Annotated in this window: 15 protein-coding genes and 1 riboswitch; of the genes, 7 read left to right on the plus strand and 8 right to left on the minus strand. The window is 65.4% G+C overall.

Translation table 11 applies throughout. The features are described 5' to 3' along the window. Window positions 1-188 precede the first annotated feature (188 nt). Window positions 189-776 carry a hypothetical protein gene (locus BW990_RS14560; protein WP_083950620.1) on the minus strand — a complete coding sequence of 196 codons (588 nt, stop codon included), beginning with the start codon at window positions 774-776 and terminating at the stop codon, window positions 189-191. A 66-nt stretch (window positions 777-842) separates the two neighbouring features. Here BW990_RS14560 and BW990_RS14565 point away from each other — a divergent pair, with 66 nt between their 5' ends. From BW990_RS14565 to thiD, 4 genes are all read left to right on the plus strand, one after another. After that, window positions 843-1,361 carry a Crp/Fnr family transcriptional regulator gene (locus tag BW990_RS14565; RefSeq protein WP_159441660.1) on the plus strand — a complete coding sequence of 173 codons (519 nt, stop codon included), beginning with the start codon at window positions 843-845 and terminating at the stop codon, window positions 1,359-1,361. A 140-nt stretch (window positions 1,362-1,501) separates the two neighbouring features. Next, a riboswitch (TPP riboswitch) is annotated at window positions 1,502-1,590 on the plus strand. Between the two features lie 48 nt (window positions 1,591-1,638). Continuing rightward, window positions 1,639-2,421: a hydroxyethylthiazole kinase gene (gene thiM / locus BW990_RS14570; RefSeq protein ID WP_076448976.1), complete on the plus strand. Its 783-nt coding sequence runs from the start codon at window positions 1,639-1,641 to the stop codon at window positions 2,419-2,421. Then, the gene (thiE, locus tag BW990_RS14575) at window positions 2,412-3,062 is read left to right on the plus strand and encodes a thiamine phosphate synthase (protein WP_076448978.1); all 651 of its coding nucleotides are present in this window, start codon (window positions 2,412-2,414) and stop codon (window positions 3,060-3,062) included. The genes thiM and thiE overlap by 10 nt, the downstream gene beginning before the upstream one ends. Next, the gene (thiD, locus tag BW990_RS14580; RefSeq protein WP_076448980.1) at window positions 3,059-3,862 is read left to right on the plus strand and encodes a bifunctional hydroxymethylpyrimidine kinase/phosphomethylpyrimidine kinase; all 804 of its coding nucleotides are present in this window, start codon (window positions 3,059-3,061) and stop codon (window positions 3,860-3,862) included. The genes thiE and thiD overlap by 4 nt, the downstream gene beginning before the upstream one ends. A gap of 51 nt (window positions 3,863-3,913) precedes the next feature. On the opposite strand, the gene speB is transcribed toward thiD, so the two are convergent. From speB to BW990_RS14610, 6 genes are read right to left on the minus strand one after another with little or no spacing between them, the layout of a single operon-like run. Next, on the minus strand, window positions 3,914-4,852 hold the full coding sequence (gene speB / locus BW990_RS14585; protein ID WP_076448982.1) for an agmatinase: 939 nt from the start codon (window positions 4,850-4,852) through the stop codon (window positions 3,914-3,916). 4 nt (window positions 4,853-4,856) lie between these two features. Next, a complete protein-coding gene (locus BW990_RS14590; protein ID WP_076448983.1) occupies window positions 4,857-5,585 on the minus strand; it encodes an MBL fold metallo-hydrolase in 729 nt (242 codons plus the stop codon). Then, window positions 5,585-6,607 (minus strand): ABC transporter ATP-binding protein, encoded by a 1,023-nt coding sequence (locus tag BW990_RS22555; protein WP_076448984.1) that lies wholly within the window; start codon window positions 6,605-6,607, stop codon window positions 5,585-5,587. Before BW990_RS22555 ends, BW990_RS14590 begins: the two co-directional genes overlap by 1 nt. Further along, complete coding sequence (locus BW990_RS14600; RefSeq protein ID WP_076448985.1) at window positions 6,604-7,374, minus strand: ABC transporter permease; 771 nt, start codon at window positions 7,372-7,374, stop codon at window positions 6,604-6,606. Before BW990_RS14600 ends, BW990_RS22555 begins: the two co-directional genes overlap by 4 nt. After that, window positions 7,374-8,228: an ABC transporter permease gene (locus tag BW990_RS14605; RefSeq protein ID WP_076448986.1), complete on the minus strand. Its 855-nt coding sequence runs from the start codon at window positions 8,226-8,228 to the stop codon at window positions 7,374-7,376. Before BW990_RS14605 ends, BW990_RS14600 begins: the two co-directional genes overlap by 1 nt. Window positions 8,229-8,230: 2 nt before the next feature. After that, window positions 8,231-9,283 (minus strand): polyamine ABC transporter substrate-binding protein, encoded by a 1,053-nt coding sequence (locus BW990_RS14610; RefSeq protein WP_076449005.1) that lies wholly within the window; start codon window positions 9,281-9,283, stop codon window positions 8,231-8,233. Between the two features lie 104 nt (window positions 9,284-9,387). On the opposite strand from BW990_RS14610, the gene BW990_RS14615 reads away from it, so the two are divergent. Then, entirely contained in the window at window positions 9,388-10,038 is a 651-nt protein-coding gene (locus BW990_RS14615; protein ID WP_076448987.1) for a TetR/AcrR family transcriptional regulator, read from the plus strand. 945 nt (window positions 10,039-10,983) lie between these two features. On the opposite strand, the gene BW990_RS21905 is transcribed toward BW990_RS14615, so the two are convergent. After that, entirely contained in the window at window positions 10,984-11,403 is a 420-nt protein-coding gene (locus tag BW990_RS21905; protein ID WP_076448988.1) for a hypothetical protein, read from the minus strand. 28 nt (window positions 11,404-11,431) lie between these two features. On the opposite strand from BW990_RS21905, the gene BW990_RS21910 reads away from it, so the two are divergent. After that, complete coding sequence (locus BW990_RS21910; protein ID WP_076448989.1) at window positions 11,432-11,863, plus strand: hypothetical protein; 432 nt, start codon at window positions 11,432-11,434, stop codon at window positions 11,861-11,863. A 421-nt stretch (window positions 11,864-12,284) separates the two neighbouring features. Further along, window positions 12,285-12,725, plus strand: coding sequence for a phasin family protein (locus BW990_RS14630; protein ID WP_076448990.1), 441 nt, complete (start codon window positions 12,285-12,287; stop codon window positions 12,723-12,725). The last annotated feature ends 170 nt before the right edge of the window (window positions 12,726-12,895 follow it).

Consider the following 12,895-nt stretch of genomic DNA (forward strand, 5'->3'; position numbering starts at 1 on the left):
TCCGTAAGACTACCGAGGGTGCGTGGGTCCGGGAGGAGGCTTGGCGGCGTCAGTTTTGCCCCGGGCCTGCGCGCGCGTGGTCTCGGCGCTCGGGATCGTTTCGAGATGAGCTCACATCAGCGGCGGGCGGCTTTCTCTCCGTGGCTGCCGGGCAGCGCGTGCACCGTGGCAAGTCCCGCCCCGCGGCGTCAATGCGCGTGGGCCTCCTCGCCGCGCGCCATCAGCATGTGATGCGCGCGGTGATGGTCCTGGCTGGCCATCAGGCCGAAGAACCCCAGCGCCCGGATCCGCGCCACCGTGGCGGGATCGGCGCTCGTCACGCGCAGTTCCACGCCATCGTCCGTCGCGATGGTCGTGGCGGTCCAGCGGTCCTCCCGCGTCAGCTGGGCGGCATGTGCGGGCACCATGCGGTGCAGCGCGGCGATGGTGGCGGCATCCCCGGTCGCCATGGCCGAAAGACCGTCGGGCAGGTGGGTTTCGTCCACGATCGTGTCCGTGATCACGCGGTCCATATCGACCAGATGCGCCCGCAGGCCCGCCAGATCGACCCGGCTCCAGTCCGTTTCGGGGTCGGCTTCCAGCGCGCGAACGACCTCGGAGAGCGCGGCGAAGGCGCCTTGCCCCGGCTCGGTCAGGATCACCTCCTGCGGCGGTGCGCTTTGGCCATGCGCCGCGTGGTCCATGCCGGGGACATGGCCGGACGAATGGGTCTGGGCGACCGCAAGGGAAGTGCCGCTTAGCAGCAGTGTCGCGATCAGGGTCAGGGTCGATGTCATTCCGGTTCCTCGCATTGATCGCGAGCACCCTATCGCGCCGGGCTGCCGTTCTCTATGATCTCTATCATGTCGCATTGGCGGGATATCTTCGAAGGCGCGCCGACCAGAACGGTGGCGCAGGGGGCGTGTCTTTTCCGCAGGGAAGATCCGGTCCGCACGATGTATCTGGTGCGCTCGGGCAGCATCGCGCTCGAACGTCCGCTGCGCGATGGAACCGCGCTGACGCTGCACGTGGCCACTGGCGGCATGGCGCTGGCCGAGGCCTCTGTCTTCGCCACGACCTACCATTGCGATGCGGTGGCCCGCAGCGAGGCCGAGGTCGCTTTCCTGCCGCGCGCGACCTTCCGCCGGGCGCTGCGCGCCTGCCCGGACGCGGCGCTCAGCCTGATCGAGACCCATGCCCACGAGGTCCAGGCGCAGCGCGCCCGGATCGAGATCCTGCGGCTGCGCCGGGTCTCCGACCGGCTGGAGGCGTGGCTCGATCTGCATGGCGCGCCCGCGCCCGGGGAATGGATCCGGGTCGCCGACCAGATCGGCGTGTCGCCGCCCGCGCTTTACCGGGAGCTTGCGCGCCGCCGGAGCTGAGCCTGTCGGTCTGCGGAGGTGTCCGGGACGGGCGGCGGGCCTTGCCGCAAGTGCCGTGTCGGGTGGGCCAAGTCGGGGCCGGGACGGGGCGCCCCCGCCGAGTATCGCATTGACACCGGCTTTGCCTTGCGAAACCCTCTGCCCATCGCCGGGGGCGCCGAAAGGCTGAGATGCACCCTTTGAACCTGAACCAGATAATGCTGGCGGAGGGAGGCAGGGTCTGACCTTCGGGTTTCGCTGCGTTTCTCCGTCTTGCCATGAAGACGAAAGAACGCCCATGACCCCAGACGCGTCCCTTCGAAAGCTGCGCGCGCAGGCGCCGCTGGTGCATTGCATCACGAATTACGTCGCCATGAACATCGCGGCCAATGTCACCCTGGCCGCCGGTGCCTCGCCAGCGATGATCCATGCGCCCGAGGAGGTCGCGGATTTCGTGCCGCTGGCGGGGGCCCTGACGATCAATATCGGCACGCTTTCGGCGCCCTGGGTCGCGGCGATGCACCGCGCCGCGGAGACGGCGATGGCCCATGGCGTCCCCTGGGTCCTCGACCCGGTGGCGCATTTCGCGACCCCCTATCGCGCGTCCGTCGCGCAGGCGCTTCTGGCGCAAAGGCCCGCCATCCTGCGGGGCAACGCGTCGGAGATCATGGCGCTGGCGGGCGGAACCGGTGCGGGCAAGGGTGCCGATAGCGGCGACAGCGTCGCGGATGCGGAGGCGAGCGCCATCGCGCTGGCGCGGCGCGCGGGCTCTGTCGTCGCGATTACCGGGCCGGTCGATTTCGTCACCGACGGCGGCCGGCACATCACCCTGCAGGGCGGTGCGGAGATCATGCCGAAGGTGACGGCTCTGGGATGTTCCCTGACCGCCCTGATCGGGGCCTATGCCGCCATCGCCCCCGCCTTCGAGGCCACCGCCGCCGCGCTTTTGCATTTCGCCGAGGCGGGCGAACGGGCCGCCCGGTCATGCGAGGGGCCGGGCAGTTTCTCGGCGGGCTTTCTCGATCAGCTTCACAACCTGCAACCCGAGGACCTGAAGGCGGAGCGGCTGACATGGCACTGACCGCGCAGCAGCTTCGGCTCTATCTCGTCACGGATCCAGGCCTGTGCCCCGGCGCGGCGCTGGTCCGGACCGTGACGGCGGCGGTGCGCGGCGGCGTCGGGTTCGTCCAGCTGCGCGACAAGACCGCATCGACGGGTGCGCGCGTGGAAGCCGCGCGCGCGCTGAAGCAAGCACTGGCGGGAAGCGGCGTGCCGATCGTGCTGAACGACGATGTCGAGGCGGCGATCGCGGCGGATGTCGACGGGGTTCATATCGGTCAGCAGGATATCTCGCCCGCCGAGGCGCGGGCCCGTCTGGGCCCCGGCAGGATCGTGGGGCTTTCTTGCGAGACCGAAGCGCAGGTGACGGCGGTCGATCCGGGACTGGTGGATTACCTTGGGCTCGGGACGGTGTTTCCGACCGCGACGAAGTCGGATCACACGGCCGCCATCGGTCTCGCCGGGCTCGCGCGGCTGGCCCGCGCGTCGTCCTTGCCGAGCGTCGCCATCGGCGGGCTCAGGGCAGAACATGCCGCGGCGGTCCGGGCGGCCGGATGCGACGGCATCGCGGTCGTCTCGGCGATCTGCGGTCAGCCGGATCCCGAAGAGGCGGCGCGCCTCCTGCGCCGCGCGCTCGCTACCGAAAAGAGAGAGACGGAATGATCCGCAACGTTCTGACCATTGCCGGGTCCGATCCGTCGGGCGGTGCCGGTATCCAGGCCGATCTGAAGGCCTTCGCGGCGAACGGCACCTACGGGATGGCCGCGCTGACCGCGCTGACGGCCCAGAATACTCAGGGCGTACGCGGCATCGAACTGGTGCCGGCGGAATTCGTCAAGGCGCAGATCGAGGCGGTGTTCGCCGATGTGCGCGTCGATGCCGTCAAGATCGGCATGATCGCCACGGCGGAGATCGCCCTCGCGGTGGCCGAGGCGCTGGCCCCGCATCGCGATGTCCCCATCGTTCTCGATCCGGTCATGGTCGCCAAGGGCGGGGCGCCGCTTCTGGCCGAGGCGGCGATGTCGGCCCTTCGGACAGCGCTTCTGCCGATGGCGAGCATCGTGACGCCCAACCTGCCGGAGGCGGCGCGGCTTCTCGATGCGCCCGAGGCGACGGATCGGGCCGCCATGGCGGCGCAGGCGCGGCGATTGACGGAGTGCGGACCGGCGGCGGCGCTGGTGAAGGGCGGGCATCTCGACGCGGCCGAGAGCCCGGACGTCCTTTTCGCGGAGGGGGCCGCCCATTGGTTCGAGGCCGCGCGGACGCCCACGCGGAACACGCACGGCACCGGCTGCACGCTGTCCTCGGCCCTTGCGGCGCATCTGGCCCGCGGCCTGTCCGCGCGCGACGCGGTCGCGGCGGCGAAAGACCATGTCGCCGCGGCCATCCGGCACGCGGACGCGCTGTCGGTCGGACAGGGTCACGGGCCGGTTCACCATTTTCACCGGCTGTGGCGCGATTGAGCGGAGGGACGCCCCCCGGATGGCAGGTGGCCATCCCGGTTGCGAAACCGTTCAGCCCGGCAAGGCGCAGAGCATCTCGTAGAGGTAATTCGCCGCGATGACGGCGGTGTTGCCGGTCGGATCATAGGGCGGTGCGACCTCCACCAGATCGCAGCCCACGAGGTTGAGCCCGGCAGTGCCGCGGATGATTTCGAGCCCCTGCAAGGTCGTCAGTCCCCCCACCTCGATCGTGCCGGTGCCGGGGGCGAACCCGGGATCGAGGCTGTCGATATCGAAGCTCAGATAGACCGGCGCGTCGCCGATCTGGTCGCGAATATCGGCCATCAGCGGGGTCAGGGACTTGTGCCAGCATTCCTCGGCCTGGATGCAGGTCCAGCCCTGGTCGCGGCCCCAGTCGAAATCGGTGGCGCTGTAGCCGGTGCCGCGCAGACCGATCTGGAACACCTTGTCGTTCTGCAGGCAGCCCTCTTCCCAGGCGCGGCGGAAGGGGCAGCCATGGGCCTCCTTTTCGCCGAACATGTCCTCGTTGGTGTCGGAATGCGCATCCACGTGGATCAGCGCGACGGGGCCGTGCTTTTCCGCCATGGCGCGCAGAATGGGCCATGTCAGCGTGTGATCCCCGCCCAGCGTCAGCGGGATCGCGCCATGGGACAGCACGCCGCGATAGAATTCGGCGATGATGGCGACGGATTTCTTCAGATCGAAGAGGTTGATCGGCACGTCGCCGATATCGGCCACCTGCATGCGCTCGAACGGGGCGGCGCGGGTGGCCATGTTGTAGGGCCGGATCATGCGGCTTTCGTCGCGGATCTGGCGGGGGCCGAGCCGCGTGCCCGGCCGGTTCGAGGTGCCGATATCCATGGGAATGCCGACGAAGCAGGCATCGAGCCCCGCAGCACTGTCCGCGCCGGGCAGGCGCATCATGGTGGCGGGCCCGCCGGTGCGGGGCATCTCGTTGCCGCCGAGCGGCTGGTTGAAACGGTGGGTCATGGGGTCAGCGGCCTTTTTCCTTGAGCCATTGGGTGATGATCCGGTGCAGCCGCTCGCCTGAGAAGGACGGGAAATGCCCGCCATGGACAAGCCGCACGGGCAGGCGCAGCAGCCGCTCCATCGAGGCGATGTAGTCGTCCATATCCGCGTGATAGGTGTCCTCGATCAGCGGGCCGTCGTAGACGATATCGCCGGATATCAGGATGCCGGTCTCGGCCTCCCAGAGCGCGATGCCGCCGGGGCTGTGGCCGGGCGTGTGGATCACCTCGAAGCGCCGGTCGCCGAGGTCGATGCCATCGCCATCCTCCAGAAGCCGGGTCGCGGGCGCGGCTTTCACGGCATAGGTGGTGGAGCGGTAGGGCACATCGGGCAGCGCGTCGAAGATGTCGTCGGTGACGTAGGGATCGGCCAGCGTGCTGGCGCGCGTCGGGGCCGCGAGGATATCGGCCTCGGCGCTGTGGCAGAGCCGGCAGTCAAATTCGTGGTGACAGCCGATATGGTCGAAATGCGTGTGGCTCGCCACCGCATCGAGCGGGCGCTCGCTGACCAGAGGCACCCATTCGCGCAACGACACCACGCCCATGCCGCTGTCGACCATCATGTCCCGGTCGCGCCCGCGCACGTGCCAGATGTTGCAGCGGTAGAATTCCTCGATATGCGGCTCGTCGATCAGGGTGATGCCGTCGTCGCGGCGGCGCAGGCGATACCAGTCTTTCGGGGCAACGCGGGTCATCACGCCTCCTCGGGCAGAATCACGGGGTTGCGGGCGTAAAGCGCGACCTCGGCGCCGATCTCGGGTGCCTCGCCCTGCGGCAGATGCGCGACGAGGCCCATTTCGGGCGCGGCGAGCGGCGCGAAGCGGCAGCGGTGATGCGCGCCGAAGAAGGACAATTCGGTGAGCCGGGCCTTGCCCAGCGGCACCTCGCCCGCAAGGCCGAGGTTTTCGGGGCGCACGCACATCAGGCCCGTCTGCCGCGGCAGCGGCAGGGCACCGAGCGGCGAGGTCACGGCATCGCCTTCGGGCGTGATCGGGATGCGGTTCATCTCGCCCATGAAATCGGCGGAAAACAGCGTCTTGGGCCGCAGGTACACCTCTTCGGGCGTGCCGCAATGGGCGATCCGGCCATGGTTCATCACCACGATGCGGTCGGCGATGGCCATCGCCTCTTCCTGGTCGTGGGTGACGTGCACGAAGGTGGTGCCGACCCGGCGCTGGATCGCCTTCAGCTCATCCTGCATCTGGCGGCGCAGCTTCAGGTCGAGCGCACCCAGCGGCTCGTCGAGGAGCAGCACGTCGGGCTCGACCGCGAGCGCGCGTGCCAGCGCGACACGCTGGCGCTGACCGCCCGACAATTCGTGCGGCCGGCGATGGGCCTTGTCCGCCAGCCCGACCATGTCGAGCATCTCGGTGGCGCGCTCGTGGCGCGCGCGCCGGGCCATACCACGCATGCGCAGGCCGAAGGCCACGTTGTCGCGCAGGCTCATATGCGGAAAGAGCGCGTAATCCTGGAACATCGTGGTGGTGGGCCGGTCCTTGGGGCCGAGCCGGGTCATGTCGGTGCCGCCGATCAGGACCTTGCCCTTGGTGGGCGTGAGAAAGCCGCCGATGATCGACAGGAGCGTGGTCTTGCCGCAGCCCGACGGGCCGAGCAGCACGATGAACTCGCCCGCGGCGATGCGCAGGTCGATCCCGTGCAGCGCGACGAAGGACTGGAACCGGTGTTTCACGGCCTCGATATGGACGTCCGCGGTCATTTCGACTTCTTTCTGAACAGGGTGAATTCCAGCACCAGCACGATGCCGACCGAGACGAGGAACACCAGCGAGCCCACCGCATTGGTCGCGGGCGACAGGCCCGAGCGCAGCATCGACCAGATCTCGACCGGCAGGGTCACGTCGAAGCGGGTGAGCAGGAAGGCGATGATGAATTCGTCCCAGGAAAAGGTGAAGGCGAGGAAGAAGGCCGCGCCGAGCGCGGGCGCCAGCATCGGTGCGGCGATGAACCAGAGCACCTGGACCTCGCTCGCCCCGAGATCGCGCGCGGCCTTCAGCGCGTTCTTCTGGTGCTCGCCGATGGCGGCGTAGAGAATGGCGAAACAGAGCGGCAGGTTGATGACCACATGGCCGATCCCCGTGACCCAGAGCGACGGGCGCACGCCCAGCGTGTTGAACATCTGCAAGAGCCCGAGCGCGATGATGAGGTAGCTCACGGTCATCGGCGCGATCAGCAGGGCGCGCATCGCCGCCGTGCCCGGCAGATAGACCCGCGCCAGCCCCGAGGCCGCGAGGAAGCCCAGCACCAGCGCCACCAGCGCCGAGACGAACGCGACGATCAGCGAATTGACCAGCGCCTCCATCAGCGCCCGGTCGGCGAGGATCTCGGCATACCATTTCAGCGTCGGCCCCTCGAAGGGTGGAACCGGCAGGCGGCTGTCCTGGAACGAGAAGACCACCAGCACGACGACGGGCAGCAGGATGAATGTGAAGGCGGCGACGAGGTAGGCCCACGATAGAAGGCGCATCAGACCCGCTCCATCCGCAGCCAGCGGGCGCTGGCGAGATAGGCCAGCGTGACGATGGCCATCAGCACGATGGACAGGGCCGAGGCCATGGGGAAATCGCCGCGCCGTCCCAGCTGCAGCATGATGAGCTGCGGCATGGTCAACTCGTTGTTGCCGCCGAGGATCTGCGGCGTGATGTAGTCGCCGATGCAGAGCACGAAGGTCAGGAACGCCCCCGTCATCACCCCCGGCAGTGTCAGCGGCAGGATCACCAGCCAGATCACCTTCCATTTCGGCGCGCCGAGGTCCTCGGCGGCGCGGGCGTAGTTCGGCGACAGCTGGATCAGGTTGGAATAGATCGTCAGCGTCAGCAGCATGACGAAGAAATGCGTGAAGCCGATCACCGTGGCGGCGCGGGTGGCCATGATCTGCACCGGCTCGGCCAAGAGACCGATGCCCACGAGCACGTTCATCACCACGCCCTTTTCACCGAGCACCAGCGCCCAGGAATAGGACCGCACCACGTATGAGGTCCAGAACGGCAGAACCGCCAGCAACAGAACCAGCCGCTGCCAGCGGGGCGGTACGCGGCTCGCGATGATCCAGGCCAGCGGCCATGCCAGCAGCACCGACAGCACCGTGACGAGGGCGGTGATCTCGAGCGAGACGAAGATGCCCTTGCGCAGGGACGGATCGGTGAAGATGCGCAGGTAATTGTCGAGCGCATAGCCCTGCACCACCTCGCGCCCTTCGAGATGCGCCAGCGACATCAGGACCATGGCCGCGAAGGGCACCACGAAGAAGACCAATGTCCAAAGAAGTGCGGGGGCGATCATCGCCGCCCCCTGCCGTCTTTCCTGCGCCTCGATGCTCATGCTCAGTTCTGCAGCATGTCGGTCCAGAGGTCCTGCATCGCGGCATCCGTGTCCGCATCGGGCACCGGGTAAAGCTGCGCGCGGGAAAGGTAATCGACCTGTTCGTCCCACCGCAGGATCGCCTTCTCGGCATCGCCGAGCACGTCGCCGGCGGCCTTGTTGGCGGGCATGCCCCAATAGCACGACGAGGTCGCAAGGCGCGCCTGGCCTTCGGGCGAGGTGATGTATTCGATGAATTTCGCCGCAAGCTCGGGCCGCTCCGTGCCCTCCACGATGGCGATCGACTGTGCCCAGAGAAGCGCGCCTTCCTCGGGGATGGTCCAGTCGAGATCGGGGTTCTCCGCGTTCAGCACCGCCGTCAGCCATTCGCCTCCGCCGATCAGCACGTCGACCTCGCCGGTGGCGAGCGCGGTCTGGCTCGCGACCACGTCCGAGACCTGGCGCGACGCCGCGCGCAGATCCATGAGCGGCGCGCGCAGGGTCTCCAGCGTAGCGGCGTCGAGATCGGCGGTGTCGATCCCGGCCTGCAGCCCGACGAGGCCCAGCACCGGCAGGTAGTAATCGTAGATCGCGATCCGGCCGTCATACTTGCCGGACCAGAGCGCCTCGAGGCTGGCCATGTCCGCCGGATCGACCGCCGCCTTGTTGTAGGCCAGCGTGTTGTAGCCGAACTTCTCGACCGCGGCGTAGACCGTGCCGTCCACCGTCACGCTGTCGGTGAATAGCACCTCGGGGAAGTAGTCGCCGGTCGGGGCCGTGCCCTCGGGAAGCGGCGCGAGAAAGCCGCGTTCGACCGCGCGCGGCACGTCCACCGCGTCGATGACCATAATGTCCCAGTCGCCGGGGCGGGATTGCTCCAGCAGGGTCAGGCCGGCGGCGGTTCCTTCGTATTCCTTCACGTTCACGCGCACGTCATTGGCGGTCTCGAACGGCTCCAGCAGGGCCGGGTCGGCATGATCGCACCAGATCAGCGCGTTCAGTTCGTCCGCCGCGAGCGGTGTGCCGGAGATGAGAAGCGCACAGGTCGCCACGAGAGGTCTTGTCGGAGTTTTCATCTTTTTCATTCCCTGTTGTCACCAAGGCAGGCCTTGACCCGGGCCAGCGTTGCGCCGCATTAATATTTAGTCAATATAATTTTAGAGTGACTACAAGTCTGGGCATGACGACGGGTCTGCGGCAAAGAAAAAAGGCACAAACACGGGAAAAGATCATTTCCTGTGCGGTCCAGATGTTTCGCGACAAGGGCTACGAGGCGTCGCGCATCGAGGATATCGCCGAGGCCGCGACCCTGTCCGTGGCCACCTTCTACAACTACTTCGGCTCGAAGGCGGACATGCTGCTGGCCACCGTGCTGCGGGAAACCGAGATGGTGCTGGAGGCGGTCGATGCCTGCATCGCGCGCGGCCATGACGATGCCGAGGCCGCCTTCGCCGAGATCGTCGAGATCTATTTCACCGTGTCGTTTCAACTGACATCGCGCGAGATGTGGCGCGAGGCCATGGCGCGCACGATGCTCGATCCGGACGCGGAATTCAGCCGCCTCTACGCCGATATCGACCAGCGCCTGGCGCAGCAATTGATCGATTTCCTGGCCGGGATGCAGGCCCAAGGCCATGTGGCCCCGCAGGTCGATACCGCTGCCATCGGCCAGTTGCTGTTCAATAACGTGAACATCAATTTCATCGAAACGATGCGCCGCGCGGACCAGCCGACCGACCAGATCTGCGCCAAGGTGATGTCCGAAAGCGCCGCCGTCTTCGCCCTGTGCCGTCAGGGCCTCGGCGGGGACGGGGCAGACCGCGCCGGTTGACGAGGCCGGGGCGCCGGGGGCTTTGCGGTGCGGCCGTTTCAGATGCAACGAACGGCATGTCCCGGACGCCGTCCCCGTTGACCAGGCGCTGAGCACTCTTCGGTGGTTGGCAGATCAGCCCAAACGCCGAACAGCTCTGCGTAAGGCGAACAACGGACACTTTCGAGAAGGCCGACGTGCCAGATTTCGCACCGAAACCGGAGGCAAGTGGCGGAGAGACAGGGATCCGAACCCTGGGACCCCGTGAAGGGTCAACGGTTTTCGAGACCGTTTTTTTGATACGTTAAGACAGAAAAGCTTAACAAAATAAGGGCTTCGGATCAGCGAAAAGGGCCGGATCGGAATCCTGAGCATACTCAGGTGTCATAGAAGAGGGTCATAGCTGTGGAGGTCTTCCATCCGAACCTGTGTAACGCCGTGTCTGGTATTGTTCAGGAGGAAGATCCTGCGCCTTTGCGAGGGTTGCATCGAAGACGAAACTTTATGGCCAGACGATCCAGACCGCTCATCGCTGGTATTACTGCTATTAAATAGCAGCGTCGTCGCCGAAGCCCTCAGATTCGGCATGAGATGCTGTAGAACAACACCCTCATTGAGTTTATTTGCCGCGTCGCGGACTCAGCGACGCGGCAACGATCGATAGAATTGGGAGCTGCGTGATCTTAGTATATAGGGGGCAGGCGGATCCTGCCTCAGTAGGGGGACCGCTTAGGCTCCGGCGGTAGGGGCAGGACTCAACGCCCCCAACGCACGGATTCAAAAGAAAAAACGGCTCTGACACCGAGACTGACTCTGGTGTGTAAGTGTGTGTGCCACGGCTGTGTCCGCCGTGGCAACTTATTTGTGTACGGCCGGTGTCATGTCTTTTCGTGACATTCCACAGATATCCGGAGGACCCGGATCCGTGAGGTCGCGCCGCAAGATGAGCGGCGCGATCGTGCTTTTTCATCCACGCAGGCGGAGCAGCTCCCGATCGACGGCAATCGCTTGCTGCACGCGGGCCCAGGCGCTTTGAAGCTCCCGGAGCGGGCATGCGATCTTGGACAGTTGCCGCGCCTCCTCGGTGAGGCAGGTCTCATAGCCGCCACCAGACATGCAGTATTCGTCGTCGACGTATCGCTGCAACGTCCCGGCGGCGATTTCCCTCTCCAGGGCCAGGAGGAGGCGGGATAGATCGACCTCCTCGCGCCGTGACATCATCGAGCAGGACTGCAACGCGCCCTGCAGGCGATAAGCGCTTTTGCAGAGCTCCGGACTGTCCGTGAAGTGATCCAGAACCGCCGACAGTTCGGCGCATGCGGTCCCGCGGTTTTCGAAGTACCTCGTCAGCGCGGTCTCCAGCGGGTCGACGTGAACTCCGCTCATACAGCACCCGTTCGTTCGACGGCATTGCTTGCTGTTCGCCGCCGAGGTCTGTCTCGAGCGCGTCATCGAGCGTGTCCGCCATCAGGCAGATCTCTTCGACATACGGTGCGGCGGGATCGAGCTCAGCGAAATGGCCTGCTTCCGCCCGTTCCGGATCATGGACGTGCTCGAGGTGGAGCAGGGCCTGCAGTTCACGCAGCTCGCGCGCCATGCGTCGTGTCACCCGCAGGTCAGAGCTCGCGTCGTCTATGAGACGCTGCACGCGGCGAAGCCAGGGGCGTCCGCCGAGAAGGAGCGCGGCGATTTGGAGGCCCTCGCCGTTTTCGGCAAGGAAGCTTTTCAGCCTTGTTGGCTGTCTCTGAAAATCGAACATGTTCGATCTCCTTTTCTTTGCTCCAGGCGGGATTGCCCGGGCTACAAGGCCGCAGTGACCTCCTCTCGATGCGGTGGCTTTGGGTGAAATTGAGCGGAAGACGTGGCCGGATGCTGGCCGAGAGACCTGCAGGGCAGGGGCCAGGCTCCTTTGAAGCCATTTTGACCTTCGCCTTTCCTATTCTGATATTCTGGACGGCTTTCCGATCTGTGCGTCGTCTCACAAAGAGGACGACGCACAGATCGGAATGACTCTATAAAACAATACGTTCGTGATGCCTGCGTATCACAAGCCGATCTCAATGCATTCGAGGCGGCAGCGCTGCGCAAAGCGTTTGATTGTCGCTCAACGAGGGCCGTTGAGCCGTTTTGTCAATTGTCGCTTCCGACTAAGGCGCGCAAAAACAGCCAGGATTCGATCTTTGGTCTCTTGGGGTTGAAATGCTGCGGTGCAGCATTTAGGTCTCAGCGTACGCGAACACACGACACTTCAATCCAAGAGGCACAGTATGCAGACTGATTTCACCAAGATTTTCAACGACATTCCGACCACATTCAGCTTTGACCAGAAGGCCTTTGAGGCGCGCTGGAAAGATTTGACCGGCGCCAACGAGAAGATGATGAGCATTGGCCTCGAGACGGCGTCAAAGACCACGGATATTGCCACAAAATCGGCTCACGAGACGTTTGCCAATTTGCGTGAGTTGACGAAGGCTCGTTCCGAGCCGCAGGACTATATGCAAGCGTTGACCGACTTCGCTCAGGCGCAGTTTGGCGTTGCGCAGGCAGCTGCAGAATCCTTCACCGTCGTGACCAAGGACGCCTCCACCGAGGTGACCGAGATTGCGACAAATGTCGGCGAAGATGCTATCGCAGATGTCACCAAGGCTGCAGAGAAAACTGCGGAAAAGGCAGCGTCGGAGTCGAAGGCTGCAGCCAAGAAGGCCTGATTGCTCTTCAGCTTGGGTGATACCTTTAGAAGCGGCCCGGAGTGGGCCGCTTTTTTGTTGTTTACTTAGAGCGATTTGCGTTCAATCAGTTTCATAGCCTGCGGCCTTGAAGAAGTTGTAGCACTCTTCCTCAGTGAAGAGATCGCAGACATTGCCAACGACCCGCCAGA

The organism is Roseivivax lentus, from assembly GCF_900156805.1.
In the GTDB taxonomy this organism is placed as follows: Bacteria; Pseudomonadota; Alphaproteobacteria; order Rhodobacterales; family Rhodobacteraceae; genus Roseivivax; species Roseivivax lentus.